The organism is Embleya sp. NPDC050493, from assembly GCF_044458105.1.
GTDB lineage: Bacteria > Actinomycetota > Actinomycetes > Streptomycetales > Streptomycetaceae > Embleya.
Genome location: NZ_JBITHP010000002.1, coordinates 589,425 through 614,546, shown reverse-complemented (window position 1 = coordinate 614,546; position 25,122 = coordinate 589,425). Strand labels below are relative to the sequence as shown.

Below are 25,122 nucleotides of genomic sequence, written 5' to 3'. Positions count from 1 at the left end.
GGGCGGCGGCTCAGGTCAGCGCCGGCCCCTCGCCGCTCTCCTCCTGGTACGAGTAGCGCTGCTCCTGCCACGGGTCACCGATGTTGTGGTAGCCCCGCTCCTCCCAGAAGCCGCGCTTGTCGGCCACCATGTACTCGATCCCGCGCACCCATTTGGGGCCCTTCCAGGCGTACAGGTGCGGCACGATCAACCGGACCGGGAACCCGTGCTCGGCGGTCAGCGGCTCGCCGTTGTGGTGGGTGGCCAGGATGGTCTGATCGTTCGTGAAGTCGAACATCCGCAGATTCGAACTGAAGCCGTACTCCGCCCACACCATCGCGTGGGTGACCTCGGGGGCGGGCGGGGCGATCTCCACCAGCTTGGCTATGGTCAGCCCGCTCCACTCGTTGCCGAGCATGCTGAACTTGGTCACGCAGTGGAAGTCGGCGATCACGGTGTCGTGCGGCAACGCCGAGAACTCGTCGTAGTTCCAGCAGTGCTTGTCCCCCGAGGCGGTCGCGCCGAAGACGCGAAAGTCCCATATCTCGGGCTTGAACCGCGGGACCGGTCCATAGTGCAGCACGGGCCATCCGCGCTGGATGCGCTGGCCCGGCGGAAGTCGCGGATCGCGGTCCGGAGCCTCGGTCCCACCTTGTGCCGCTTCCGTATGCCCCATACCTCACATGGTCCCAGACGCTCCGGCCGACTCACGACCGCCCCTGTCGCGCCCACGACCGCCGGCGGTCACCGTGCGTGTTCCCCGTGCCGCCGAGCGAGAAGGTCGGCGGCGGGACGGGACATGTTCGACATTGCAAGGCAAGGCTGCCCTTCGTGGCGGAAGCGCTACCAAAAGTGACAGGATTCGTGGGAAAACTCCTGCCTCATGCGCGCTCGGAGTTCCCCTGTGTCCCACCCACATCGGAAGGTGCGTCGCGATGCACAGTGACCCGCAGATCATCGAGCTCCTGAACGAACAGCTCACGGCGGAGCTCACCGCGATCAACCAATACTTCCTGCACGCGAAGATGCAGGAGCACCGCGGCTACATCAAGCTCGCGGCCTGGACCCGCCACGAATCCATCGACGAGATGAAGCACGCGGAGCGGCTGACCGACCGCATCCTGATGCTGGAGGGCCTGCCGAACTATCAGCGGCTGAACGCGCTGCGGATCGGCCAGAACCTGGAGGAGATGTTCCGCGCCGACCTGGCGGTCGAGATGGAGGCCGTCGAGCGGCTGCGGCGCGGCATCCCGTTGATGCGCGAGAAGGGCGACGTGACGTCGGCCAACATCTTCGAGGAGATCCTGGCCGACGAGGAAGAGCACGTCGACTACCTGGAGACGCAGCTCGCCCTGCTCTCCGAGGTCGGCGAGCAGCTCTACATCGCGGGCCTGCTCAAGCAGCCGAACGAGAGCTGACCGGCGGCTCGGGACACCCCCCGGGACGGACCCGGCCGAACGCTGCGGACACCGCGGCCCGGACCCGGACAACCGACCGGATTGTGTCACCGATCACCCGGTATTCCCCCCGGCGAGCGCTGAGGTTACCCTTACCTAAGTAGCCTCGCCGCTGGGGGGAAATCTCCGTGTACGTCTGCATGTGTTTCGGTGTCACCGACAAACAGGTGAACGACCGGATAGCCGATGGCGCGCGCACGATGCGTGAGATAGCCCAGTCCTGCGGCGGCGCCGGCACCGACTGCGGGCGCTGCGTCAAGAGCATCACCGCGATGTTGCCGCGCGACGAGTCGCGCCGCCGGCGTCGCGAGTCGTGCGCCGAGACCGAGACCTGCGCGACCGCGTGCGCCGGCACCCCTGTCGCCGCCGAGCCGGTCGCCCTGCCGATGCCCACGGTCACCGCCGCCGTCGCGGCCTCGGCCGTGCCGGACAACGTCATCCCGCTGCGCCGGCACAGCGCCGCCTGAGCTTCGGGACCGAGCCCACCGCCGGCCGTCGCCGATCGACCTCCGCCGCGCGATCGGCCCCTCGCTCGTCCCTTCCCTCAGCCCTTCGCCGCCTGTGCGATCGCCGTCGCCGCGCGCACGCACCCGGCCGCGTCCACATCCATGTGGGTGACCAGCCGGATCAGCCGAGGCCCGAAGGCCGACACCAGCACCCCCTCCGCCCGGCAGCGCTCCACCACCGTGGCCGCGTCCGGCTGCCCCTCGCCCAGCTCGACCAGCACGATGTTGGTCTCCGGGTCGACCACCGCGAAGCCCGCGTCGCGCAGCAGGTCGGCCAACTTCCGCGCGTGCTCGTGGTCCTCGGCCAGCCGCTCGACGTGGTGCTCCAGCGCGTACAGCCCGCCCGCCGCCAGGATGCCCGCCTGGCGCAGCCCGCCGCCCATCCGGTGCCGCATCCGGCGCGCCTCGGCCTCGTACTCGGCGGGCAGCAGCACCACCGAGCCGGCCGGCGCCCCCAGGCCCTTGGACAGACACACGCCGAGCGTGTCGAACAGCGCGCCGTAGGCCCGCAGCGGCGTACCGGTGGCCACGTGCGCGTTCCAGATCCGCGCGCCGTCGCAGTGCAGCGGCACGTCGTGCCCGTGCACCAGGTCGCGAATCGCGGTGAGCTGCTCCAGCGGGTAGACCGAGCCGCCGCCCCGGTTGTGCGTCTGTTCGACCGCCACCATCCGCGTGCCCACGGTGTACGGGTTGTCCGCCCTGATCAGTCGGGCCAGGTCGGCGACCTCCAACAGGCCGCGCGGGCTGAGCGTGGTCCGGGTCTGGATGCCGCCGTGCCAGGCCGCCGCGGCGTCCTCGTGCGCGACGATGTGCGCGTCGGCGTCCAGGACCAGCTCACCACCCGCCGGCACGGACAGCCGCACGGCGAGCTGATTGGCCATCACCCCGGTCGGCGCGAACAGCGCGAACGAGTGCCCGAACAGGTCGGCGACGTACTCCTCCAGCGCCCGCACGGTCGGATCCTCGGCGTACACGTCGTCGCCGACCTCGGCGTTCGCCATCGCCGCGCGCATCGCGGGGCCGGGCTTGGTGACGGTGTCGCTGCGCAGGTCGGTGAAGGTCATATCGGCAGCATTCCAGACGCGCCGAAGGGCGGACCCGGGCAGGGTCCGCCCTTCGGCGATCGGGGCCGACGCCGGGTCAGCTCTTCCGGTACATCTCCGCGACCAGGAACGCGAGGTCGAGCGACTGGCTGCGGTTGAGCCGCGGGTCGCACGCCGTCTCGTAGCGCTGATGCAGGTCGTCGACGAAGATCTCGTCGCCGCCGCCCACGCACTCGGTGACGTCGTCGCCGGTGAGCTCGACGTGGATGCCGCCCGGGTGGGTGCCGAGCGCGCGGTGCACCTCGAAGAAGCCCTTGACCTCGTCCAGAACGTCGTCGAAGCGGCGGGTCTTGTGCCCGCTGGACGCCTCGAACGTGTTGCCGTGCATCGGGTCGGAGACCCACACCGGCTGGGCGCCGGCCGCGGCCACCTTCTCCACCAGCGCCGGGAGGTTGTCCCGGACCTTGCCCGCGCCCATGCGCACGATGAAGGTCAACCGGCCCGGATCGCGGTTCGGGTCCAGCTTGTCGATCAGCGCGAGCGCGTCCTCGGGCGTGGTGGTCGGGCCGAGCTTGACGCCGATCGGATTGCGGATCCGGGACGCGAACTCCACGTGCGCGCCGTCCAGCTGCCGGGTGCGCTCGCCGATCCACACCATGTGGCCGGACACGTCGTACAGGTCGCCGGTGCGCGAGTCCACCCGGGTCAGCGCGTCCTCGTAGTCCAGGATCAGCGCCTCGTGGCTGGCGTAGAACTCCACGGTGCGGAATTCCTCGGGGTCGGTCCCGCACGCGTGCATGAAGCGCATCGCGCCGTCGATCTCGGCCGCGAGCCGCTCGTAGCGCTCGCCCGAGGGCGACAGCGCGACGAAGTCCTGGTTCCAGGCATGCACCTGGCGCAGGTCGGCGTAGCCGCCCGTGGTGAACGCGCGAACCAGGTTCAGCGTCGCGGAGGAGGAGTGGTACATGCGCTTGAGCCGCTCGGGGTCCGGCGTGCGCGCGGCCTCGGTGAAGGCCAGCTCGTTGACCGCGTCGCCCCGGTAGGACGGCAGGGTCACCCCGTCGCGCGTCTCCATGCCGCTGGAGCGCGGCTTGGAGTACTGCCCGGCCATCCGACCGACCTTGACCACCGGCACGGAGGCCGCGTAGGTCAGCACGACGGCCATCTGGAGCAGCGTCTTGAGCTTGTTCTTGATCGCGTCGGCGGTGTTGCCGGCAAAGGTCTCCGCGCAATCACCGCCCTGGAGCAGGAAGGCTTCGCCCTTCGCCACCGATGCGAGCCGACCACGAAGCTGGTCGCACTCACCGGCGAAGACGAGCGGCGGATAGGAGCGGAGGTCCGCGAGGGCGGAGCCCAGGGCCTCGTTGTCCGGCCACTCGGGCTGTTGGGCCGCCGGGAGGGTACGCCAGGATTCGATGTCGTTCAGGGTCACCGCTCAAGACTAAGCGGAGTGGCAACCCGTTTGGGTCCATCGCCCGGAGAACGAGACGCCGACTCGGCCCGCCCGATAGACTCCGGCCGTGATCGCGATCGATTTCCATCGGAGTTCCTGGTGGCCCGTCCCTGCGGCGGCCCGCTGACTTCGCGATCACCTTGACGATCCGACGGCCGCCCGGCAGGGCGGCCCTTTGTTTTTCCCGGACCGGGCGGACCTCCTCCCCGGACGAGACGGACAACCGGCGGATCGCCCGGTCGGGAGGGCGTCTCTTCCCCACCGAGGAGCACCCATGCGCACCGCCGACGCCCTGTCCCCGCTGTTCTCCGACGCACCGCCGCCGTTCGCGCTGATCCGTCGCGAGCACTCGTCCGAGGTCGAGCTGCTCACCGGCGAGATCGTCGATGTGCGCGACCTCGCCGACCTCCCGCTGCCCGCCGCCGGCGGCCCCGGCCACGAATTGCTCGCCCTGGTGCCGTACGCACAGATCCGCGAGCGCGGCTTCGAGTGCCGCGAGGACGGCACCCCGCTGCGCTGCCTGAAGGTCACCGAGCAACGCCGCCTGCCGCTGGACGAGGTGCTCGCCGCGCTGCCGCAGGTGCCGGTCGAGCTGCGCGGCGGCGGCTTCGACGTGGACGACGAGACCTACGCCACCATCGTCAAGCGGGTGATCGAGGACGAGATCGGCACCGGCGAGGGCGCCAACTTCGTCATCCGGCGCGACTACCGCGATCACATCGAGGGGTACACGCCGGCCTCGGCGGGCACCCTGCTGCGCCGACTGCTGACCCGGGAGAGCGGCGCCTACTGGACGTATCTGATCCACACCGGCGACCTCACCCTGGTCGGCGCCAGCCCGGAGCGGCACGTCAGCTCGGTGGGCGGCGAGGTGGTGATGAACCCGATCAGCGGGACCTACCGGCATCCGGCCCAGGGCCCCTCGCGCGAGGGGCTGCTGGCCTTCCTGCGCGACCCCAAGGAGATCGACGAGCTGTTCATGGTCGTCGACGAGGAACTCAAGATGATGAGCGAGGTGTGCGACCTCGGCGGCGCGGTCGAGGGCCCCTTCCTCAAGCCGATGGGCCACCTCACCCACACCGAGTACCTGCTGCGCGGGATCACCTCGCACGACGTCGCCGCGGTGCTGCGCGGCACCATGTTCGCGCCGACGGTGACCGGGAGTCCGCTGGAGAACGCGTGCCGGGTGATCCGCCGGCACGAGCCGACCGGGCGCGGCTACTACTCCGGCGTGCTCGCGCTGATCGGGCGCGACGAGCTGGGCCGGCGCACGCTGGACGCGCCGATCCTGATCCGGACCGCGTACATCACGCCCGACGGCGGTCTGCGGGTGCCCGCCGGCGCCACCCTGGTCCGGCACTCGACCCCCGAGGACGAGGTTGCCGAGACGCACGCGAAGGCGGCCGGGGTGCTGGCCGCGCTCGGTGTGGTGCCCGCCGCCGCGCAGGGCACGAGCGCGATGCTCGCCGCCGACCCCGAGGTGGCCGCGCTGTTGGCCGCGCGCAACACCGCGCTCGCCCCGTTCTGGCTCCGGCCGCGGGACGAGAACGCGCTGCGCGCCCCGGAGCTGGCGGGCCGGCAGGTGCTCGTGGTGGACGGCGAGGACACCTTCACCGCGATGCTCGCGCACGTGCTGCGCACACTCGGGCTGCACGTGGAGGTCCGCAGCTACGACGACGTGACCTCGCGGCGGGTGCGCACCGCCGAACTGGTGGTGCTCGGCCCGGGACCGGGCGACCCCAGGGACTCGGCGCACCGCAAGATCCGGCTGATGGGCGCGCTGCTGCGGACCCGCCTGGACGCGAGCGGGCCGCTGCTCGCGGTCTGCCTGGGACACCAGCTGCTGGCCCGTGAACTGGGCCTGGACCTGATCCGCAAGGCGCGGCCGTATCAGGGCAAGCAGGTCGGGATCGACTTCTTCGGCCGGCCGGAGCAGGTCGGCTTCTACAACGCGTTCGCGGCGGTGCGGCCGGCCGCCGGGGTGCCCAACGTCGAGTTCGCCGCGGACCCGGAGAGCGGCCAGGTGCACGCACTGCGGTCGAGCCGGATGCGGCTCGCGGGTGTGCAGTTCCATCCGGAGTCGGTGCTCACCCACAACGGCCTGGGCATCGTCCGGGAGTTGCTCGCCGGACTGTGAGATCCGCTCCCGAACGCGCGGCGGCGCCCGGTCCGAAACGGCCGGGCGCGCCGCGGCCGCGGCGCTCGGAACCGGCCCGCCGATGGGCCGGGACCTGCCCCGGCGTCGCACCGGCGTGCGACCATAATCGCGTTGCTCGCCACGGTGCGACGGAGGATGCTCGACCCCGTTCGTTGACCGGTTCCAGTGGAGGGGGTTCCCGTGGGCTCCGATTGTCCGCCGCACGACCCCGTCGACTGGAGCGGTCGCAAACGTTGCCGCAAGTGCGGAGTGACCTTCGGCGGGCCGCGCCCGCTGCCACCGTCACCACCGGAAGCCGATGGCTGATTCGCCGCTCCCGCCGCCGCACTTCCATACGGCGCCGCGCATCCTCTGGGACGAACTGCCCACGGACGCGCGCGCCGCGGTCGAACGGTGTGCGGGACGCGTGCTGGCCGTCGCCACGGTGTGGGCCGGATTCAACTGCGAGTTCGCCGCGATCGTGACCACCGAACGGTCCCGCTACTTCGTCAAGGGTGTCCCGCGCGATCACCCGGCGGTCCCACAACAGCGGGTGGAGGCCCGGGTCGCCCCGCACGTGGGCACCGTGTCGCCACGGCTGCGCTGGGAGGTGCGGCTGGACGACTGGGTGCTCCTGGGCTTCGACCACATCGTCGGCCGGCATGCCGATTTCGCGCCCGGGACCGCGGATCTGCCGCTGGTCGCGGACGCGCTGCGCCGGCTGGGCCGGGTCCCCGTCCGCGATCTGCCGCTCCCGCGGATCGAGGAGCGCTGGCGCTCGCTGTTGACCAGCCGCCAGCTGGAACTCCTGCGCGGCGAGAGCCTGTTGCACACCGATCTGCATCCGCACAACGTGCTGATCGGCGATCGGGGTCCCCGGGCCTACCTGGTCGACTGGGCCCAGCCCGCCCGGGGTCCGGCGTGGATCGAGGTGACGCTCGTGGCCAGCCGGCTGATGGACGAGGGACACACCGCCGAGCAGGCGGCCTCGTGGGCGGACCGGTTCGCGTGCTGGCGGACGGTCTCCGGGGAGGCGATGGAGACCTTCGTGTTCGCCGCCACCAACCAGTGCGCACGCGGCATCGGCGCCACCCACGCGGCCCCCTGGAACGCCCGCCTGACCGCGCTGGCCGAGGCACGCGCGGCCCGATCGCACCGCCGCGCGTGTTCCCCCCGGCCTGCCCGATCGACCGGCCGATCGACACTAGGGTGAATCGGATCATCCCGATTCACCCCCGGAGGCACGGATGTCCGAGCTCGACGCAACGCCCAGCCCGAGCAAGTGGGTTGCCGACCAGGCCAAGCTCTACGAGGAGTCCGGCGGCACCAAGGGCATCACGATGCAGGGCTCGCCGTGCCTGCTCCTGGACACCCTGGGCCGCAAGAGCGGCATCTGGCACCGCACCGTGCTGATCTACGGACGCGACGGCGAGGACTACCTGATCGTGGCCTCGCTCGGCGGCTCGGACCACCACCCGCTGTGGTACCTGAACCTGACCGCCAATCCGCAGGTGCGGCTGCGCGTGGAGACCGAGCGGTTCGCCGCGGTCGCCGAGACGCTCTCCCCCGAGGAGAAGGCGCGGGTGTGGCCGCACCTGGTCGAGGTGTACCCGCCCTACGAGAGCTACCAGCACAAGACCGAGCGGGACATCCCGGTGATCCGACTGCGCCGCGCGGGCGATCGGCACGGCTCCTGAGCGGTGAAACCGGCGGCCGGCCCGCACCCGTATATGAGTGGGGGCCGGCGCGTACCGCCCGGTAGGCTCCGGCCGTTCGCACCGACGGTCGAGCACGCTCCTTCCTACGACGGGTACCCCGCATGCGCCTGCGCCGCTGTCTCGCCTCGACGGCCTTCCTCGTGCTGCTCGGCTCGCCGCTCGCGAACGCCGCGCCGGTTCCCGAACCGTCCGCCGACCGGGCGGCGGCCGAGGTCCAACCGGTCGAGCTGACCGGATTGCCGGACCGGATCAGGCCGGCCACCCCCGTCGAGGTCACCGCGAAGCTGCGCAACACCGAGCCGACCGCGTTGTCCCTGGCCCCGATGTTGTCGATCACCGGGGATCGCCGGATCACCCCCGACCAGGCCCGGGTGGAGGTGCTCGACCCGACCCTGGGCACCTGGGTACTCACCCCCCTGGACGCGGACTCGCGGGCGCCGCTGCCGTTCCCCGGCGGGCGCGGCGAGACCTCGGGTCTGCTGGCGCCGGGCGCCTCGGTCGAGTTCCGGGTGCGGTTCTCCATCGCGGCGAACGTCCCGGCGCAGTTCGTGAGCGTCGGCGTGGGTCCCCGACTCACGGCTCCTTCCACCGACGGCGAGCCGCGCTTCACGAACGGCGTCTCCGTCGAGGCGATGCTGCTCGGACCGGACGGCGGCCTGCCCACCCGTCCGCCGCGGCCCGGCGAGAGCCGCGCCCCGTCCGTGCCGGACGCCGGGCCGGACCGGATGGGCGGTAACGCGAAGGTGTTGCCGACCGAACGACGCGGCGCCGGCGTGACGTTCGCGCTGACCGGCGTGCCCGGCTGGCTGCGGGCGGGTGGTGGCGCCGCCGAGTTCCGGCTCACCCTCTCCAACGACACCGACCGGATCATCCCCGGGGTGCGGCCGGAGTTGATATTCACCACCGGACAGTCGCCGATCACACCGGGGCAACTCCTGGTCGAGGCCTACGACACCTACCGACCCGGTTGGAACCCGGTCGAGCTCACGGTGCTCACCGATCCGGCGAACGGCCGCAGCGCTCACCTGTCCGGAGCGCTGGCACCCCAGCCCTGGGACGAGCAACGCCCTGTGCCGCCCGGCGAGTTGGCCACCATCGCGATCCGGGTGTCGATCCCGACCGGCTCCCCGGTGGCGGGCGGCGACCTGGCGGTGCTGGCGGGCGGCGGCCCCCCGGGGCAGGTGCCGGCCCGGCTCGCCTCCCGCAGCGACTTCCAGGTGTTCCACGTGGCCAACCCCGGCGCGCCGACCGGCACCCCCAAACTGCGGCCCGAACTGCCGCCGACCGCGTCGGACTCGGCGGCCGGGCAGCGCAGGGAGGACGACGACGACCCGTTCACCCTCGCCACGGTCGCGGTCTGGATCGCGCTGGCGGGCATCGGCGGGACGGTCGTGCACTTCGCGCGCAAGAACCGCCGGGAGAGCGTCGGGACCGTGCCCGGGCCCGACGCCTGACCCGGCGTCATCCGTGCTCGCGAATCAGCCGAACAGCACCTTCGCCTCGTCGTACAGGGCGGCCGGCACGGTCTTGAGCTCGCGGGTCGCCGCCTCCAGCGGCACGGTCACCACGTCCGTACCGCGCAGCGCGACCATCTTGCCCCAGTCGCCCGCGTTGACCGCGTCGATCGCGTGGAAGCCGAACCGGGTGGCCAGCCACCGGTCGAACGCGGTGGGCGTGCCGCCGCGCTGCACGTGGCCGAGCACGGTGGTGCGCGCCTCGTGGCCGGTGCGCTTCTCGATCTCCGAGGCCAGCCAGTCGCCGATGCCGGACAGCTTGACGTGGCCGAACGCGTCCAGCGTGCGGTCCTTGGTGACCATCTGGCCGGCCAGCGGGATCGCGCCCTCGGCGACCACGATGATCGGCGCGTAGTTGGTCCGGAAGCGGCTGTCCACCCAACCGCAGACCTCTTCGACGTCGAAGTTCTGCTCGGGGATCAGGATCACGTTCGCGCCGCCGGCCATCCCGGAGTGGATCGCGATCCAGCCCGCGTGCCGGCCCATCACCTCGACGATCAGCACCCGGCGGTGCGACTCGGCGGTGGTGTGCAGTCGGTCGATCGCCTCGGTGGCGATGTTGACCGCGGTGTCGAAACCGAAGGTGTAGTCGGTCGCGTTGAGGTCGTTGTCGATGGTCTTGGGCACACCGACGACGTTGACGTCGTGCTCGTGCAGGCGGGTCGCCACGCCGAGGGTGTCCTCGCCGCCGATCGCCACGAGCGCGTCCACCTCGAGCTTGGCCAGGTTCTCCCGGATCCGCTCGATGCCGCGATCGACCTTGATCGGGTTGGTCCGGGACGAGCCCAGGATGGTTCCGCCGCGCGGCAGGATGCCGCGCACGGCCTTGATGTCCAGCGGCATGGTGTCGCCCTCGAGCGGGCCGCGCCAGCCGTCCCGAAAGCCGATGAAGTCGTACCCGTAGTCCTGGACGCCCTTGCGGACGACCGCCCGGATCACCGCGTTCAGTCCCGGGCAGTCGCCGCCGCCGGTCAGTACTCCGACACGCATCGAAATCTCCGATTTCTTCCGTCCGGCACGATTCGCGGCCCACGCTACCGGTGCGAGAAGCCACCTCGACTCTTCCCACCACCCGTTCGAGGTACCCGACTTGATCGGATCGATCGGCTCGGATCCGGTCCCGACGAAGACGCGCACGCCCGGGCCCTGTCCGGCGGACCGGACAGGGCCCGGGCGCCGGCCGGATCAGTCGTCCAGACCCTTCTCGATGGCATAGCGCACGAGTTCCACCCGATTGTGCAGTTGCAGCTTGTTCAAGGTGTTCTGTACGTGGTTCTGCACCGTGCGGTGGGACAGGAACAACCGCTGGGCGATCTGCTTGTAGGACAGGCCCTTGGCGACCATCCGCAGCACCTCGGTCTCCCGGTCGGTCAGCCGCGGCGCGGCCGGGCCCCTGTCCGCGTCCTTGCGCGGCGGATCGGTGGCCATCCGGCGGAACTCGCCGAGCACCAGCCCGGCCAGCCCGGGGGTGAACACCGGATCCCCGATCGCGGTGCGGCCCACCGCGTCGACCAGTTCCTCGCGGCTCGCGGACTTGACCAGGTATCCGGTCGCGCCCGCCTTGACCGCCTCCAGCACGTCCTCCTGCTCGCCGCTGGCGGACAACACCAGGATCCGTACCGACCGGTCGTGCCGGACCAGTTCGCGGGCCACCTCGACGCCCGGCAGCTTGGGCAGGTGCAGGTCCAGGATCACCACGTTCGGCGAGGTGGCCCGGGCCCGGCGTACCGCCTCGGGACCGTCCCCGGCGGTGGCGACCACGTCGTAGCCCGCCGCCGCGAGGTCGCGGGCCACCGCCTCGCGCCACATCGGGTGGTCGTCGACGACCAGGACCTTGAGCGGCGTCGGAGCCGGTTCGGCCGTCGGTGTGGGTGTATTCGTGTCGCTCATCCGCTCCCCTGCCTCGGCACCCGGAACTCCAACTCGGTGCCTTCTCCCGTCACCGACGACCACACCACGCTGCCGCCGAGGTCGCGCACCCGGCCCTCGATCGACTGGGCCACGCCCAACCGGCCCTGGGCCCTGGCCGCCTCCAGCCGCCCCGGGGCCATCCCCGGGCCGTCGTCCCGGACGCTGATCACGATCTCGTCCGGTTCGTCCTCCACCAGGATCCACGCGTTGGCCTGTTCGCCGGCGTGCCGACGCACGTTGTCCAGGGCCGCCGCCACCGCCGCGGTCACCTCGCGCGCCGCCGGGGTCGGCAGCAATACCGGCGTACCCGGCGAGGACACGGTCACCCGGGCACCGGCGAAGGCGCCCAGCAGCACCCGCAGATCCTGTCGGGCCGGGTCGCCGTCCGCGCCGGATCCGGGCAGGTCGGCCGATTCGACCCGGGCGGGCGTCGCCGAGATCAACTGCCGCAGCGCCACCTCCTGCTCGCCGGCCAGCCTGCCCAGGCCGGCCGCGTCACCGCCGATCTCGGCCCCGCGGCGCTGGACCAGGGCGAGCACCTGGAGCACGCTGTCGTGGATGTCCCGGGCCAACCGCTCCCGCTCGCGGGTGGCCGCCTCCAATTGCAGCGCGCGGGCCAGCGCCTGCTCGCTGACCCGGGCGATCTGCACCACGTAGCCGACCGCACCGCCGGCGAGCAGCAACAGCACGGTGTTGTGCTGGTTGTCGGCGGTGAGCGCGCCGCGTTCGGCCACGTTGGAGGCGCCGATCGCCAACGCGGCCAGTGCGCCGGTCCGCCAGCCGCCCTTGATCGCGCAGGCCAGCACCGGCGCCGAGGCCCATACGGTGGGCAGCGTCATGGTGCCCTGGGCGACCCGCTCCGGATCGTCCAGCCAGCGGGTGGCCAGCACGCAGCTGACCGCCACGCACACGTCGATGATCAGCAGCGGCGGTGCGCGGAACGTGGGGCTGCGGAAGCCGTACGCGGTCGCCGCCGTCCAGACGGTGAGCAGTGCCATGATGGCCCACCCGCCGACCGGATAGCGGTACTCGTCCGCGACCTGGGCGAAGCGCACGATCGCATAGCTCAGCGCGAGCACCCGAAAGACCGTGAGTGCCCGCCACAGCGACTGTTCGACCCCCACGTGAACCCCCAGGATGTGCCGAGTGCGCCCGGTCAGGCGGCGGGTCGGCCGGGGCCGCCCGATTCGTCGTTCGGGGTGGGCGCGGCGTCCGGGTCGACGGCGTCCGCCGTCTTGTCGGCCGCCTTGGCCGCCTGCTTGCGGGCCTCGTCGATCCGCTTCTTGGCGTCGGCCGCGTACACGTCGACGTACTCCTGGCCGGACAACTCCATCAGCGCGTACATGATCTCGTCGGTGATCGCGCGCAGGATGAAGCGGTCGTCCTCCATGCCCTCGTAGCGGGAGAAGTCCAACGGCTCGCCGACCTTGATCCCCACCCGCATCACCTTGGGCACGATCTTGCCGGGCGGCTGGATCTTCTCGGTGTCGATCATCGCCACCGGGATCACCGGCGCGTGCGACTCCAGCGCCAGCCGGGCGATCCCGGTCTTGCCCCGGTACAGCCGGCCGTCCGGCGAGCGGGTGCCCTCGGGATAGATGCCGAACAGGTGCTCCTCGCGCAGCACCTTGAGGCCGGCGTTCAGCGCGGCCTCGCTCGCCCGTCCGCCGGTGCGGTCCACGGGGAGTTGGCCCACGCCCTTGAAGAACGCGGCGGTGAGCCGGCCCTTGACGCCGCGTCCGGTGAAGTAGTCCGACTTCGCCAGGAAGGTGATCCGCCGCGGGACCACGACGGGCAGGAAGAACGAGTCCGAGAACGAGAGATGGTTGCTCGCCAGAATCGCCGGGCCCCGGTCCGGGATGTGCTCCTCACCCTCCACCCAGGGGCGGAAGAAGAGCCTCAATACGGGGCCGACGATCATCTTCATCAGCCGGTAGAACAACCCTGACCTCCTCCTCGGGACAGGACGAACCCTAGAGCATCCCTTCCGGCCCGGACCCCCGTACGGCCTCGTCGGGCCGACCCGCGGGACCGGCCGCGAGAACGGTCCGCCCGGCTCGCGACCCCGGTCGGGGGCGGGGATCCCGGGGCGGGTGTGACCCGCCTCGCGCCGCTGTACGCATCGCGCACCCCCGTGGGACGATTCCGGAGCGCCCAGGTGTTGGGAGTAGCAGGCGGAACCACTCGCCTGTCGACCCCGTTATGGAACCTGTATCGCCGTCGTCCGCCGGCCACCACACCTTCGTGGCGGCCACCGGCCGGCTCGTCCCGCCAAGCCCGTCACCCGAAGGAGCCCGTTGGTGTCGATCCTGCCCGGTGCCGAGCCCCACCACCACGACGGCGGGCCCGTGGGCGTCCTGCTGTGCCACGGCTTCACCGGCACGCCGCAGTCGCTGCGGCCGTGGGCCCGATACCTCGCCGCGGCCGACCTCTCCGTGTCGCTGCCGCTGCTGCCCGGTCACGGCACCCGCTGGCAGGACATGAACCTGACCACGTGGCACGACTGGTACGCGACCGTGGACCGCGCGTTCGACCGGTTGCGCGAGCGCTGCGACACGGTGTTCGTGATGGGTCTGTCGATGGGCGGCGGACTGGCCCTGCGACTGGCCCAGCAGCACGGCGACAAGGTGGCCGGCCTGGTGCTGGTCAACCCGTCCGTGCAGGCCGACGACCCCAAGGTCAGGCTGCTGCCGGTGCTGCGCCACGTCATACCGTCGGTGGCCGGCATCGCGTCGGACATCCGCAAGGAAGGCTCGGTCGAGCTGGCCTACCCGCGCACACCGGTCAAGGCGGCCTATTCGCTGTCCCGCCTGTGGCGCGTGGTCTCCGCCGACCTGCCGCAGGTCACCCAGCCGGTGCTGCTTCTGCACAGCCCGCACGATCACGTGGTCTCGCCGGCCAACTCCGAGACGGTGCTGGCCCGGATCTCCTCCACGGACGTCACCGACGTCCTGCTGAACGACAGCTATCACGTGGCGACGCTCGATCACGACGCGGAACGGATCTTCGCATCCAGTCTGGAGTTCGTCCGCCGGCTCGCGCCGGACGCACGGACCCCGGAGACGGCCGAGAGGGACTGAACGAACGGTGCGCGGACGTGGCAACGGACTCGACGCGGAGTCCTTCAAGCCCCTGACCGACCTCGATCCCGAGGCGGCGGACGTGATGCTGGTCGCCCTGCGGGACGCGGGGGTCGCGGCGTACGTCTCGACGTTGGAGCCCCGGGATCCGGACGAGGAACCCGAGCAGATCGAACGCCTGTGGGTGGACGCGGCGGCGACGTCGCGGGCCCGGGCGATCCTGCGCTCGCTGACCGAGCCGTCCTCGCCCCGCTCCCGGGCCAAGGAGGCGGCGGCCGGACCCGCCGACATCCCCAAGGTGGATCCGCTGCGCGCGGAAGGTGCCGATCGGGCGGAACACGCGGAGCGGGCCGAACCCGGGTCGCCCGCCGAACGACCGGGCGACGACGAGGTGTGGGCGCAGATCGTCGCGTCCTTCGACAATGACGTGGCCGACCCGGTCCCGCGCTGGCCGGTCGCCGAGGACCTGGGCGGCGATCGCCCGGAGCGCGACGAGCCGCCGACCGACGGGTCGTTCAAGGTCGGGGTGCCCGCCGCGGGACCGCGTGACTACTCGCTCGCGCCACCGGGACCGCCGGTGATGAACGAGTTGGAGGAGGACCCGGAGGAACACTTCGTACCTCCTCCGCCGCCCCCGCTGCCCAAGACCGACGCGGCCACCAAGATCGCCTGGATCGCACTGGTCGGCGGTCCGCTCTACCTGCTCGTGTCGGTGCTGCTCGGTCGCCCGGTCGGGCCGTGGACCTCGTTCGCCGCGTTCACCGCGTTCACCGGCGGATTCGTCGCGCTGGTGGCACGGATGCGGCGAGATCGGGACGAGGACGACCCGGACGACGGCGCGGTGGTCTGACCCGACGTCATCCGGTCGGATCACGACGGGTTTCGACGGGACGTCGTGCCGCATTGCGGGTCCGGGTCCGGGTACCTTCCTTGCGTGGACGCGGATAACGAGGGACGCCTGATCGGCGGGCGCTACCTGCTCGCCGAACGACTCGGGCGAGGCGGCATGGGTGCGGTCTGGCGGGCTCGGGACCAGGTCCTGGGCCGCGAGGTCGCGGTGAAGGAGATGTTGCCGCAGCCGGGGGCGGACGACGCCGAGCGAGCCCGGCTGCGCGAGCGCGCCGCCCGGGAGGCCCGCGCCGCCGCCCGGCTGAGCCACCCCTCGGTGGTCCGCGTCTACGACGTGGTCGAGGAGGACGATCGGCCGTGGATCGTCATGGAGTTGGTCCCCTCGCGCTCGCTGGCCGAGGTGATCCGCGGGGACGGCCCGATGACCGCCGATCGGGTCGCCGAGATCGGCCTGACCATGATCGACGCACTGCGTACCGCGCATGCGGCCGGCATCCTGCACCGTGACGTCAAGCCCGGCAACGTGCTGATCACGCTCGACGACCGGGCCGTGCTCAGCGACTTCGGCATCGCGGTGGTCGAGGGCGACTCGTCGGTCACCCAGTCGGGCGTGGTGCTCGGCGCGCCGGCGTACATCCCGCCGGAACGGGCCAAGGGCCTGAATCCGACGGCGGCTTCGGATCTGTGGTCGCTCGGCGCGACGTTGTACGCGGCGGTCGAGGGCAAGGCCCCGTTCGAGCGCTCCACGCCGCTGGCCACGCTCACCGCGATCGTCAGCGAGGACCCGGCGCCGGCCAAACACGCCGGTGCGCTCGACCCGGTGTTGCGCGCGCTGTTGGCCCGGGATCCGCAGGAGCGGCCGGACGCGGCGGAGGCCGAGGCCATGCTGCGCGACGCGCTGCGCGAGATCCGGGTGGAGAACGCGGCCACCCGCGCGGTGCCGATACCGGTGCCGCCCCTGCCCGCGCCCGAGGCGGAGTCCATACCCGCGGCGATACCCCCGGCGCGTTCCGTCGAACCGGACTCCGACGAAATACCCCGGGACGCCGAGGAGATGGCATCGCCCCTCGTCCCACCGCCCCGGAAAAGCGCCGAACCGGTCCGGGAGGACCGCCCGGCCCGCACCTTCCCGTGGTTGCCGTGGCCCGCCGCGATCGCCGCGCTGGTGGTCTTCGGGGTCGTGGTCGGCCTGATCCTCTTCCTGATCGCCCCCGGGGACGACAAGAAACCCAGGGCGAAGGACAGCGGCAACAACAACTCGGGCGCCCCGCAGACCACTTCTCCGGTCTCGCCGAGCGCCGCCGGGACGGCCCCGGCCGCGGGCCAGGCCACGCAGCCGCCACCGGACACGGACCCGCCGCAGAGCAGCCCGAGCGACCCGCCCGCGCAGACCACGCCGCAGACCCAACCGCCTGCGACCGGCTCGAACGGCTCGAACGGCCTGCCGGCGGGCTGGACTTCGTACACGGGTGGCACGACCGGCTATCGGATCGGTCTGCCTCCGGGGTGGCGCAAGGTCAAGACCGTGGACTCGCAGGAGTTCTTCGCCAACGCGGAGGGCACGCTCAAGCTCAACGTGGACACCGTCCCCAGTTCACCGACCGACCCGGTCGAGGACTGGAAGGAGCTGGAACCCCAAGTGCGCGGCAGTTTCAGCAACTACCAAAGGCTGACCATCGAGAAGGCCACCTACCGCGACTACCCCGCCGCCGCCTGGCACTTCACCTACGGCAGCGGCACCAGGCACCACGTGCTCAACCTCGGCTTCACGGTTCCGTCCGGGCGGGGCTACTCGCTGTACATGGACACCCCGGAGGCGGTCTGGAACGACCCGGCCACACAGGAGTTGCTGGCCGGCTTCAAGGCGAGCTTCCAGCCCTGACCCGACCCGGCCGGCGGCTCGGGGTGCTCCGGCTCCGGATGATCCGTACTACCTTCTCGACCCGCCGTCAGGCGCCGCGCACCCGCAGGGCGGCCAGCACCGGGCGGTGGTCGGAGGCGGCGGTGTAGTCGGCGTCCGTGACGTCGTCGGGCACACCGCACGCGAGCACCTCGATGCCCCGGGACACGAACACGCCGTCCAACCGTCGGCCGGGATCCCGACGCGGCGAGGTGAACTCCGAGCCCCAGGGCGCGACCGCATAACCGTCCTGCATCTCCGCGGCCAACCGGTCCCACGCCGGACGACCGGCCGATTCGTTGAAGTCCCCGGCCAGCACCCGGTGTTCGACGCCGAGCCCGGCCAGCCGACGAAGCACCAGCTCGGCCTGCGCCGACCGCTCCGCGGCGTCCAGGCTCAAGTGCGTACTGGCCACCGCGAATTCGGCGCCATCGACCTCGACCACGGCGGTGGCCATGCCACGCTGGTGCAGCCCGGGCGTACGCGGCAACAACACGTCGTGCGCCCGGCGCACCCGCACCCGCAGGTCGCCCAGCAGCAGCGGACCGGACGCGGTGCCGCCGCCGGTGATCACCACCAGGCCGCACTCGCGAGCGAATCGGGCCACCGAGTGCCGCCAACGCAGGAACCGCGGCGCCTCCTGGACGCAGAGCAGATCGGGCGCGCAGTGCCGGACGATGCGGACGAGGGCTTCCCGGTCGTCGCGCAACGAACGCACGTTGTACGACATGACCCGGATCTCACCGGTACCGACAGTCACTGGAGCCCCCTTGCCCGGTTCGGGCCGGCAGGCCCCAACCACGATCGACCAGCTGTACGACCGCCCGGTCCACGAGCGGCGGTTGTCCGTGTGCCCGTTCCACGGGCGGTGGTTGCCCGTGCCCCTGGTTCACGGGCGGCGGTCGCCCGTGCGCCCGGACCACGGGCGGTGGTTGCCCGTGAACCCGGCCCACAGGCAGTGGTTGTCCGTTGTCCTTGGGCCGTTCCGCGGGCGGTGCTTGTCCGCGCGAAGTCGCGGTTCGGGTCAGTGCCGGGCCAGGTCCGCCGCGCCGACCAGGCCCGCGTCGCTGCCCAGGGTGGCCACCACGACCTCGGCGCCGAGCCGGTGGCCCCGGCGCAGCACACTGCGGTAGGTCTCCAGGGCGGGGACCAGCAGCAGGTCGCCCGCGTCCGAGACGCCGCCGCCGATCACGAACGCGGCGGGGTCCAGCACGGCCGACAGGTCGGCCAGGCCCTGGCCGAGCCACGTACCGAGTTCGCGGAAGGCGGCGAGCGCCACCGGGTCGCCGAGCAGGGCGGCCTGGGTCACGTGCGGGCCCTGGATCCCGGCGGGCGTGCCGTTGCCGAGCGCGAGCAGCTTCTCCGCCGCCTCGGGCATGCCGGCCGCGCGGTCGCGGGCGTAGCGGGTCAGCGCGCTGCCGCTGGCGTACTGCTCCCAGCAGCCGTAGTTGCCGCACGGGCAGGCGATGCCGTTGGGGACCACCCGCATGTGTCCGGGTTCACCCGCTATCCCGCCGCCGCCCCGGTACAACTCGCCGCCGAACACGATCGCGCCGCCGATGCCGGTGCCGACGGTCACGCACATCACGTTCGTGTGGCCCGCGGCGGCGCCGTAGCGCACCTCGCCCCACGCGGCGGCGTTGGCGTCGTTCTCCACCACGACCGGCAGGCCGATCAGCGCCTCCATGCGATCACGCAGCGGTTCGCCGACCCACGCACCGACGTTGGCCGAGAACAGCACGGTCGACCGGTCCGCGCCGATGAATCCGGCCGCACCGAGCCCGACCGCCTCCACGACGTGGTTCTGCCGCAGGGTGTCGACCGCCTCGGCGATCACCTGCGCGGTGCCATCGGCATCCTTGGGGGTGGCGACCTTGAGCCGATCGAGGATCACCCCGTCGGCATCGACCACGCCCGCGAGGATTTTGGTGCCACCGATGTCGACACCGATCGTGAGTCCCATGTCGTCCCAAGCTCGTTCGCGTGCATTGCCCGCAACGGATCGTACTGGTCCCTTCCCCGGGTCAACCCCACCCGTACGCCCGCAGGTCACCGCGGGGACGCCCGGGCGCCGGCGGACCGGACGGGCGGCCGGCGGCGGTGCGGCCCGCGCCGACGCCCGTTCGCGGGTGACCGGACGGCGTGCCGCCGCAGCGCCCGGTCCCGCTACTCGTCGTCGAGCCGAATCCGCTCGGTCTCCGCCGGCTTCGCGGCCCACCGACGCTCCCGATCGCCCACGAAGGCCCGGTACGCGGACGCCAACTCGGCCCCGGCCGCGGCCAGGTGCGCGGCCACCTCGGGATGCCTGCGCACGACCTGCTCGCGTACCGCGCCGGCCTGCTCCACGAGCGTCTCGGCCAACCTGCGCGCCTCCTCGGCCAACCGCGCCGCGGGCGCCTCGTCCCCCTTGTCGGCCCCACTCAACGATTCGGCGAGCTTGCGCGCCTCCTCCCCGAGCCGCGCCCAGGGATCGGCCCGCTCGGCGTCGTCCCGCTCGGTACGCACGTCCTCCGTCGCACCCGCGGCCGCAGGCGGCACCTCGTCCGTAGTATCCGCCCGCGCGTCCGCGGCGTCCTCGGCCGCACCCTTACCCGTCACCCGCTCATCAGGACCCATCCGACGCATTGTCCGCGTTCCCCCGCCCCAACGCGAACAGAACCGCCGGCGAACAACCCGAAGCCGGCGGCGAAAGCAGGATCCTCGGTCGGCCCACACACCGCCGCAGGGCGCGGGACCGGACCTCGGGCAGGCTCCCCCGCTCCCCTATACGGAGGTCTCGGCCGGCCGCCGGGCGGCACCGACCGCCGCGGCCCGATCCGGCGCCTGGGCCTCGCCCACATCCTCGACGGCCCGACTCGCCCGCCACAATCGCCGCCCGGACACCACCGTGGCCGCCACCAGCAGTGCGTTGCGCAGCCCGAGGGCCAGTACCGCCTTGACCTGTGAGCCCAGCAACTCGCCGAACCAGATCGGGAATTCCAGCAGGGTCAGCGGCATCGCACACAGCAGCAGCACGGCCACCGGACGCTGCGTGGTGTCCGGGCGCAGCAGGCACACCGCCGCCAGACCGATCAGCCAGACCAGGTATTGCGGGCTGATCACCCGGCTGGTCACCACGAAGATCAGTAGCGCGCACAGCGCTGCGTCGCACGCCGTCGCGCCGGTGAACCGGCGGGCCCGCACCCGCCACAGCAGCAGCCAGGCGAAACCGAGCACGCTGGCGATCAGGCTGAGCCGGCCGATCGCCGAAACGTACGGGCCGTGGAACTCCAGCGAGCCGTAACTCTCCTGCACCCGGCCGCTCCAGCCGAACCGGGTCGCGATGTGGAAGGGCAACGCGAACACCGACTCGACCTCGATGCCGCGTTCGCGCTGGTAACCCAGGAACGCGAAGGCGCCGGGCAGCGCGGCGGCGAAAGCGAGCACCACGACCGCGCCGCCGAGCAAGGTCCACCCGTACACCCGGGCCATCCGGCCGCGCCCGCGCAGCCCCACGAAGATCAGCACCGGCCACACCTTGATCGCCGCCGCGAAACCCGCGAGCAGGCCCGCGAACAGGTTGCGGTCGGTGCGCCGGCTGCCGATCAGCAGCAGTGCGGCCACCGTCGGCGCGGTCACCGCGAGGTCGTAGCGGGCCAGGATCATCGGCCCGAGCAGCGGCACCGCCACCACCCACAGGGCCGCACCGTGGGGCGCGGCGCCGCGCGGGATGGTCCGGGCCAGCAGCCACAACACCAGCGCGTCCGCGGCGATCATCACCAGGTAGACCGAGGTCGCGTAGTCGAACGGCAACAACCCGGGCAGCAGCAGCACTCCCGCCGCGCCCGGCGGGTACTGCCAGCGCACGTCGTCCACCGGGAAGGTCCCCGAGCGCAGCACGTCGTACCACTCGCGGTAGATGAACCGCACGTCGCCCGTCACGAACGGCCACGGATTCGGCAGCACCTCCGTGACCATCAGCAGCAGCACCAGCCGGGTCGCCGCCCAGACGAGCACGATGGTCCACAGGGCGCCCGACGGGGTCCGAAACGGGTTCCGGATGCGCTGCGACTGGGGAGGGCTCACCGACGGATCGTATCGAGGCAGACACCCGCGGATCGGTTTAGTCGGCCCTGTCGGCCCTGTCGGCTGCCTCGGCTCCGCAGGCCCCGTCGGCGGCGCGGCCGGGTCCGCGCCTCGGTCCGGGATCGGCGGACACCGTCTCCGTCCGGGGTCGCGCTCGGGTGCCGCGGGATCCCCGACCCGCCGGTCTGGGATCCTCGATCGTGATGAAGACCTTGATCGTCACCAACGACTTCCCGCCCCGCCCCGGCGGCATCCAGTCCTTCGTGCACTCCATGGCCCTGCGGCTGCCGGCCGACGGCGTCGTGGTCTACACGTCGTCGTGGAAGGACCGGGCGGAGATGGCCGCGTTCGACGCGGAGCAGCCCTTCCCGGTCGTGCGGGACCGCACGCCGATGCTGGTGCCCACCCCCGGTGCGGTACGCCGGGCCCGCGAGATCGCGCGCGCCGAGGGCTGCGACACCGCGTGGTTCGGCGCGGCGGCGCCGCTGGGCCTGATGGCGCCGCAGCTGCGCACGGTCGGCGTCGAGCGGCTGGTGGCCACCACCCACGGACACGAGGCGGGCTGGGCGGTGCTGCCGGGGGCGCGGCAGCTGTTGCGGCGGATCGGCGAGGGAGTGGACACCGTCACCTACCTGGGCGAGTACACCCGGAGCAGGATCGCCCCCGCGCTCACCCCGGCCGCCGCCGCCCGGATGGTGCAACTGCCGCCCGGCGTGGACGAGAAGGTGTTCCGCCCGGACGTGGGCGGGGCCGAGGTGCGCGCCCGGCACGGGCTGGGCGATCGGCCGGTGGTGGTGTGCGTGTCGCGCCTGGTCCCGCGCAAGGGCCAGGACGTACTGATCCAGGCTCTGCCGCGGATTCGGCGCCGGGTGCCGGATGCGGCGCTGCTGATCGTCGGCGCCGGGCCGTACCGGGACCGGCTGGAGGCGATGGTGGACGAGGTCGGCGTGCGCGATTCGGTGGTGTTCACCGGCGCCGTGCCGTGGGCCGAGTTGCCCGCGCACCACGAGGCCGGCGACGTGTTCGCGATGCCGTGCCGGACCCGGCGCAGGGGGCTGGACGTGGAGGGCCTGGGCATCGTCTACCTGGAGGCGTCCGCGGTGGGCCGACCGGTGGTGGCGGGCGACTCGGGCGGTGCGCCGGACGCGGTCCTGGACGGGGAGACCGGGTACGTGGTGAACGGCCGCTCGCCGGCCGCGGTCGCGGACCGGGTGGCGGGCCTGCTGGCCGACCCGGCGCAGGCCGCCCGGATGGGCGCGGCGGGGCGGCGCTGGGTGGAGCGGGAGTGGCGCTGGGACCTGCTGTCGGGGCGGCTGCGCGGGCTGCTGGATCCGGAGTGGGCGGGCTGACGCACGACGTGCCGAAGGCGGCCGGCCCGGGAATCCCCGGACCGGCCGCCTTCGGTGTGGTGAACGCCGGCGCACGACGCCGCTCGGGCTCGGCCCGGGTGCTCAGCCCTCGTAGATCTTCTCGATGTCCTGCTCGAAGTCCCGCAGCACCAGATTGCGCTTGAGCTTGAGGGACGGCGTCACGTGGCCGCTCTCCTCGGTGAAGTTGATGGTCAACACCCGGAACCTGCGCACGCCCTCGGCCCGCGAGACGGCCTTGTTGCCCTCGTCGATCGCGTCCTGGACGGAGGCCAGCAGGTCCGGGTCGTCCGCGAGGTCGGCGACGGTCGCGTCGGCGGGCTTGCCGTGCTGCTCCTTCCAGGTCGGGAAGGCCTCCGGGTCGATGGTGATCAGCGCGCCGACGAACGGGCGGCGATCGCCGACCACCATGCACTCGCTGATCAGCGGGTGGGCCCGGATGCGGTCCTCGATCACGGCCGGTGCGATGTTCTTGCCGCCCGCGGTGACCAGGATCTCCTTCTTGCGCCCGGTCACGGTCAGGAAGCCGTCGTCGTCCAGCACGCCGATGTCGCCGGTGCGGAACCAGCCGTCCTCGAACGCCTCGGCGGTGGCCGCCTCGTTCTTCCAGTAGCCGGTGAACACGTTCGGACCCTTGGCCAGGATCTCGCCGTCCTCGGCGATGCGTACCGCCGAGCCGGGCACCGGCCGCCCGACCGTGCCGATCCGGATCCCGACCGCCGGGTTGACCGTGTGCGCGGCGCAGGTCTCGGTCAGGCCGTAGCCCTCCAGGACGGTGAAGCCGATGCCGCGGAAGAAGTGGCCGAGCCGGGTGCCCAGCGGCGCACCGCCGGAGATCGCGTGGGTGGCCTGGCCGCCCAGCGCCGCGCGCAGCTTGCCGTAGACCAGCTTGTCGAACACCTTGTGCTTGAGTCGAAGGCCCAGGCTGATGCTCGCCGCGTCCATGCCCTCGCTGTAGGCGATCGCCGTGTCGGCGGCCATGTCGAAGATTTTGCCCTTGCCGTCGGCCTGCGCCTTGGCCGAGGCCGCGTTGTAGACCTTCTCGAACACGCGGGGCACCGCGAGCACGAAGGTCGGTTGGAAGGACGCGAGTTCCTTGGTCAGGTCCTTGACGTCCGGACAGTGCCCGACGCGCACGCGCGCCATGATGCAGCCGATCTCCAGGATCCGGCCGAGCACGTGCGCCAGCGGCAGGAACAGCAGGCAGCTCGACTTCTCCGGGATGAACAGCCGGTCCAGGAGGGCGACCACGTTGCCCAGTTCGGCCTGGAAGTTGCCGTGCGTGAGGATGCAGCCCTTGGGCCGCCCGGTGGTCCCGGAGGTGTAGATGACCGTCGCCACCGAGTCGGCGCGCAGGGTCGCGCTGCGCTCCTCGACCACGGCGTCGGCCACGTCGCGCCCGCCGGCGGTGAGCGCGGCCACCGCGGCCTCGCCGTCGCCCTCGTCGATCCGCCACACGTGCTTGAGCTCGGGAAGGCGCTCCCGGGCCCGCTCGACCGCGCCCTCGTGCGCCGCGTTCTCCACGATCACCGCACGCGCGCCCGAGTCGGACAGGATCCACTCGAGCTGCTCGGCCGAGGAGGTCTCGTACACCGGCACCGAGATGGCGCCGGCGCACCAGATGGCGAAATCGAGCAGCGTCCACTCGTAGCGCGTGCGCGACATCAGGCCGATCCGGTCGCCGGGCTCGATGCCCGCCGCGATCAGGCCCTTGGCGACCTCGTACACCTCGGCCAGGAACCGGGTCGAGGTCACATCGGTCCAGCGTCCGCCCACCTTGCGGGCGAGCGCCGCGGCATCCGGTGCCTCCGCGGCGTTGCGCTTGATGAGGTCGGTCAGGTTGCCCTCGGCGGGAACCTCGGCCAGGGCCGGGACGCTGCACTCGCGCACTGATGCTCCTCGTTGCGGTCTCGGCGCCGGGGTTCGGCGCTGCCGTTTGCCGTTGTCTGTGTCTGTGTCTGTCTGTGTGTCGTCTGTCGATGTCGCCGGCGTGTCGTTGACGGGGCCAGACGTTACTGGCAAGTAGGTCCGGGGGACAGAGGTCACGCGGATCCTGTGCCCCGTCTCACGCCACGGACCGCCGCAGGGCCGGATCCACGCGGAACCCGTCCGCCGACCGACGGCCCGTCCGTCCCGATTCGGT

The 25,122-nt window shown here is 72.1% G+C and carries 22 protein-coding genes; 10 read left to right on the top strand and 12 right to left on the bottom strand.

Annotated elements, in window-relative coordinates:
* Positions 1-10 precede the first annotated feature (10 nt).
* Positions 11-655: a sulfite oxidase-like oxidoreductase gene (locus ACIBM5_RS05965; protein ID WP_396005599.1), complete on the bottom strand. Its 645-nt coding sequence runs from the start codon at positions 653-655 to the stop codon at positions 11-13.
* Positions 656-914: 259 nt separating this feature from the next.
* On the opposite strand from ACIBM5_RS05965, the gene bfr reads away from it, so the two are divergent.
* Positions 915-1,397 carry a bacterioferritin gene (gene bfr, locus ACIBM5_RS05960; protein WP_396005597.1) on the top strand — a complete coding sequence of 161 codons (483 nt, stop codon included), beginning with the start codon at positions 915-917 and terminating at the stop codon, positions 1,395-1,397.
* A gap of 179 nt (positions 1,398-1,576) precedes the next feature.
* Positions 1,577-1,903, top strand: a complete 327-nt coding sequence (locus ACIBM5_RS05955) for a bacterioferritin-associated ferredoxin (protein WP_396005736.1) — start codon at positions 1,577-1,579, stop codon at positions 1,901-1,903.
* A 77-nt stretch (positions 1,904-1,980) separates the two neighbouring features.
* Here the strand turns inward: ACIBM5_RS05955 and ACIBM5_RS05950 are convergent, their stop codons facing one another.
* Positions 1,981-3,006, bottom strand: a complete 1,026-nt coding sequence (locus tag ACIBM5_RS05950; RefSeq protein WP_396005596.1) for a threonine aldolase family protein — start codon at positions 3,004-3,006, stop codon at positions 1,981-1,983.
* A gap of 76 nt (positions 3,007-3,082) precedes the next feature.
* Positions 3,083-4,417: a class II 3-deoxy-7-phosphoheptulonate synthase gene (locus tag ACIBM5_RS05945; protein WP_391582661.1), complete on the bottom strand. Its 1,335-nt coding sequence runs from the start codon at positions 4,415-4,417 to the stop codon at positions 3,083-3,085.
* Positions 4,418-4,712: 295 nt separating this feature from the next.
* On the opposite strand from ACIBM5_RS05945, the gene ACIBM5_RS05940 reads away from it, so the two are divergent.
* The 4 genes from ACIBM5_RS05940 (at position 4,713) to ACIBM5_RS05925 (ending at position 9,747) form a co-directional block, all read left to right on the top strand.
* Positions 4,713-6,575: an anthranilate synthase family protein gene (locus tag ACIBM5_RS05940; RefSeq protein WP_396005595.1), complete on the top strand. Its 1,863-nt coding sequence runs from the start codon at positions 4,713-4,715 to the stop codon at positions 6,573-6,575.
* Between the two features lie 319 nt (positions 6,576-6,894).
* Entirely contained in the window at positions 6,895-7,788 is an 894-nt protein-coding gene (locus tag ACIBM5_RS05935; RefSeq protein ID WP_396005594.1) for a phosphotransferase family protein, read from the top strand.
* 34 nt (positions 7,789-7,822) lie between these two features.
* Positions 7,823-8,272: a nitroreductase family deazaflavin-dependent oxidoreductase gene (locus ACIBM5_RS05930; protein ID WP_391582664.1), complete on the top strand. Its 450-nt coding sequence runs from the start codon at positions 7,823-7,825 to the stop codon at positions 8,270-8,272.
* A gap of 122 nt (positions 8,273-8,394) precedes the next feature.
* The gene (locus ACIBM5_RS05925; RefSeq protein ID WP_396005593.1) at positions 8,395-9,747 is read left to right on the top strand and encodes a hypothetical protein; all 1,353 of its coding nucleotides are present in this window, start codon (positions 8,395-8,397) and stop codon (positions 9,745-9,747) included.
* 24 nt (positions 9,748-9,771) lie between these two features.
* Here ACIBM5_RS05925 and ACIBM5_RS05920 read toward each other — a convergent pair whose 3' ends face one another.
* From ACIBM5_RS05920 to ACIBM5_RS05905, 4 genes are all read right to left on the bottom strand, one after another.
* The gene (locus tag ACIBM5_RS05920) at positions 9,772-10,797 is read right to left on the bottom strand and encodes a 6-phosphofructokinase (protein WP_396005592.1); all 1,026 of its coding nucleotides are present in this window, start codon (positions 10,795-10,797) and stop codon (positions 9,772-9,774) included.
* A gap of 195 nt (positions 10,798-10,992) precedes the next feature.
* Positions 10,993-11,697 carry a response regulator gene (locus ACIBM5_RS05915; RefSeq protein ID WP_391582667.1) on the bottom strand — a complete coding sequence of 235 codons (705 nt, stop codon included), beginning with the start codon at positions 11,695-11,697 and terminating at the stop codon, positions 10,993-10,995.
* Positions 11,694-12,842: a MacS family sensor histidine kinase gene (gene macS, locus ACIBM5_RS05910; RefSeq protein ID WP_396005591.1), complete on the bottom strand. Its 1,149-nt coding sequence runs from the start codon at positions 12,840-12,842 to the stop codon at positions 11,694-11,696. The genes ACIBM5_RS05915 and macS overlap by 4 nt, the downstream gene beginning before the upstream one ends.
* Positions 12,843-12,874: 32 nt before the next feature.
* The gene (locus ACIBM5_RS05905) at positions 12,875-13,660 is read right to left on the bottom strand and encodes a lysophospholipid acyltransferase family protein (RefSeq protein ID WP_396005590.1); all 786 of its coding nucleotides are present in this window, start codon (positions 13,658-13,660) and stop codon (positions 12,875-12,877) included.
* Between the two features lie 358 nt (positions 13,661-14,018).
* Here ACIBM5_RS05905 and ACIBM5_RS05900 point away from each other — a divergent pair, with 358 nt between their 5' ends.
* The 3 genes from ACIBM5_RS05900 to ACIBM5_RS05890 all read left to right on the top strand — a co-directional run bounded on the left by ACIBM5_RS05900 (position 14,019) and on the right by ACIBM5_RS05890 (position 17,529).
* Positions 14,019-14,798, top strand: coding sequence for an alpha/beta hydrolase (locus ACIBM5_RS05900; protein ID WP_391582670.1), 780 nt, complete (start codon positions 14,019-14,021; stop codon positions 14,796-14,798).
* A 7-nt stretch (positions 14,799-14,805) separates the two neighbouring features.
* The gene (locus ACIBM5_RS05895) at positions 14,806-15,648 is read left to right on the top strand and encodes a hypothetical protein (RefSeq protein WP_396005589.1); all 843 of its coding nucleotides are present in this window, start codon (positions 14,806-14,808) and stop codon (positions 15,646-15,648) included.
* 84 nt (positions 15,649-15,732) lie between these two features.
* Positions 15,733-17,529: a protein kinase gene (locus tag ACIBM5_RS05890; RefSeq protein ID WP_396005588.1), complete on the top strand. Its 1,797-nt coding sequence runs from the start codon at positions 15,733-15,735 to the stop codon at positions 17,527-17,529.
* A gap of 67 nt (positions 17,530-17,596) precedes the next feature.
* On the opposite strand, the gene ACIBM5_RS05885 is transcribed toward ACIBM5_RS05890, so the two are convergent.
* From ACIBM5_RS05885 to ACIBM5_RS05870, 4 genes are all read right to left on the bottom strand, one after another.
* Entirely contained in the window at positions 17,597-18,307 is a 711-nt protein-coding gene (locus ACIBM5_RS05885; RefSeq protein WP_396005587.1) for an endonuclease/exonuclease/phosphatase family protein, read from the bottom strand.
* A 264-nt stretch (positions 18,308-18,571) separates the two neighbouring features.
* The gene (locus ACIBM5_RS05880) at positions 18,572-19,510 is read right to left on the bottom strand and encodes an ROK family glucokinase (RefSeq protein WP_391582674.1); all 939 of its coding nucleotides are present in this window, start codon (positions 19,508-19,510) and stop codon (positions 18,572-18,574) included.
* Between the two features lie 203 nt (positions 19,511-19,713).
* A complete protein-coding gene (locus ACIBM5_RS05875) occupies positions 19,714-20,163 on the bottom strand; it encodes a DUF5304 family protein (RefSeq protein ID WP_396005586.1) in 450 nt (149 codons plus the stop codon).
* A gap of 147 nt (positions 20,164-20,310) precedes the next feature.
* Entirely contained in the window at positions 20,311-21,612 is a 1,302-nt protein-coding gene (locus tag ACIBM5_RS05870; protein WP_396005585.1) for a glycosyltransferase 87 family protein, read from the bottom strand.
* A 200-nt stretch (positions 21,613-21,812) separates the two neighbouring features.
* On the opposite strand from ACIBM5_RS05870, the gene ACIBM5_RS05865 reads away from it, so the two are divergent.
* On the top strand, positions 21,813-22,961 hold the full coding sequence (locus ACIBM5_RS05865) for a glycosyltransferase family 4 protein (RefSeq protein ID WP_396005584.1): 1,149 nt from the start codon (positions 21,813-21,815) through the stop codon (positions 22,959-22,961).
* 102 nt (positions 22,962-23,063) lie between these two features.
* Here the strand turns inward: ACIBM5_RS05865 and ACIBM5_RS05860 are convergent, their stop codons facing one another.
* Positions 23,064-24,869 carry an AMP-dependent synthetase/ligase gene (locus tag ACIBM5_RS05860; protein ID WP_391582678.1) on the bottom strand — a complete coding sequence of 602 codons (1,806 nt, stop codon included), beginning with the start codon at positions 24,867-24,869 and terminating at the stop codon, positions 23,064-23,066.
* Positions 24,870-25,122 lie beyond the last annotated feature (253 nt).